The organism is Clostridium sp. 1001270J_160509_D11, from assembly GCF_015667935.1.
Lineage (GTDB): Bacteria > Bacillota > Clostridia > Peptostreptococcales > Peptostreptococcaceae > Intestinibacter.
This window is the reverse complement of record NZ_JADPET010000246.1, coordinates 1-1,805: the sequence shown is the minus strand read 5'-3', so window position 1 is coordinate 1,805 and position 1,805 is coordinate 1. Positions and strand designations below refer to the sequence as shown.

Here is a 1,805-nt window from a genome sequence, read left to right as displayed (position 1 = left end):
AATTTTGAGGCTAATAAATTCACTTATTCAAGATTTTTAAATTTTGAAATATGCGACATAAATATATTATACAACTATACAGATTTTAGGAGAGAAATTATTATGAACTATATAATTTTTGATTTAGAATTTAACCAGGGTTTTGACAGGGTTAATAATAAAACTGTTTCAAATGCTAAATGTCCATTTGAAATAATACAAATTGGTGCGATTAAATTAGATTCTAATTTAAATATATTAGATACTTTTTCAAGTTATATCAAGTCTGAAATTTATAAGGATATACATCCTTTTGTAAAAAAAATGACTGGGATAACAAATAGTGATTTAAAAAATGCACCTTCTTTTAAAGATGTATATAAAGACTTTTTACAATTTATAGGTTCTAAAAATGCTATATTCGGTACTTGGGGAACAAATGATTTAAAAGAACTTCATAGAAATATACTTTTTTACAATATACCTTTAGATAATCTTCCAACAATGTATATCAATATTCAACAACATGCTTCTAGCTTTTTTAATAATCCTGTAGGAAAATGTATTGGATTACAAAATGCTATTTCAACATTAGAATTAGAACAAGACAAAAAGTATCACAACGCTTTAAATGATGCATATTATACATCACTTGTTTTTCAAAAAATAAATAATAAAAATATAAAGCCAGAAACTTATACTTATAATCTTTCAAAAAAAGAAAAACAAAAGCAAAAGCAGAAATTAAAGATAGATTATGATAAATTATTTGGTGAATTTAAAAATATGTTAAAAAGAGAACTTACAAAGGAAGAGAAAAAAGTAATCAATGCAGCTTATAATATGGGGAGAAAAAATAAATATCTACTTAATACAAAAAATAACAAAAATACGTAAGTATTTGAAGTAAAAAGAAGCTATTATATTAGTCTATATTTACTAATAAAACAGCTTCTTTTTACTTCTATAATAAATCTATTTTAAGTCTTTTACTATTAATTCTATTGGACAATGGTCTGAGCCTAATATCTCTGTATGTATATATGCACTGACTAAATTCTCTTCTAGATCTTTTGAAGTACAGAAGTAATCTATTCTCCATCCAGCATTTTTTTCTCTAGCTTTAAATCTATAAGACCACCATGAATATATTCCTTCTTTATCTGGATTAAAATATCTATATGTATCTATAAATCCACTATCTAAAAGCTCAGTAAATTTATTTCTCTCTTCATCTGTAAATCCTGCATTTTTTCTATTTGTCTTTGGATTTTTTAAATCTATTTCTTTATGTGCTACATTTAAATCTCCACAAACTACTACGCCTTTTTTAGAATTTAAGTTAAGTAGGTAGTTTCTAAAATCATCTTCCCATTTCATTCTGTAGTCTAATCTCTTTAATTCAGTTTGTGAATTTGGAGTATATACTGTTACAAAATAGAAATTTTCGAATTCTAGTGTTATTACTCTTCCTTCTTTGTCGTGCTCTTCTATTTGTATTCCATAATTTACAGAAAGCGGTTTTTGTTTTGTGAATATAGCAGTTCCTGAATACCCTTTTTTCTCAGCGTAATTCCAATACTGATGGTATCCATCTAACTCTAAATTTATTTGCCCTTCTTGAAGTTTTGTTTCTTGTAAGCAAAATATATCTGCATCTATTTCCTTAAAAAAGTCTAAAAATCCTTTTGTCACACAAGCTCTTATTCCGTTGACATTCCATGATATAAATTTCATTATTTTCTCCTTTTGTTTATTTTCTCTTCTTTATTATATCTATATCATCTAATTTTATTTCACCATTTTCATCTAATCTTCTCATTAGA

Annotated in this window: 2 protein-coding genes; one reads left to right on the top strand and one right to left on the bottom strand. The window is 25.4% G+C overall.

Features of this window, described 5'->3' with window-relative positions; genetic code table 11:
• Window positions 1-102: 102 nt before the first annotated feature.
• Window positions 103-876, top strand: coding sequence for a 3'-5' exonuclease (locus tag I4U58_RS13690; protein ID WP_195931888.1), 774 nt, complete (start codon window positions 103-105; stop codon window positions 874-876).
• A gap of 78 nt (window positions 877-954) precedes the next feature.
• Here the strand turns inward: I4U58_RS13690 and I4U58_RS13685 are convergent, their stop codons facing one another.
• Window positions 955-1,716 (bottom strand): exodeoxyribonuclease III, encoded by a 762-nt coding sequence (locus tag I4U58_RS13685; protein WP_195931887.1) that lies wholly within the window; start codon window positions 1,714-1,716, stop codon window positions 955-957.
• Window positions 1,717-1,805: the final 89 nt, after the last annotated feature.

What these genes read in the sequence shown, in the direction of transcription:
- I4U58_RS13690 (WP_195931888.1), top strand. Translation starts at nt 103, where the DNA reads ATGAACTATATAATTTTTGATTTAGAATTTAACCAGGGTTTTGACAGG.
- I4U58_RS13685 (WP_195931887.1), bottom strand. Translation starts at nt 1,716, where the DNA reads ATGAAATTTATATCATGGAATGTCAACGGAATAAGAGCTTGTGTGACA.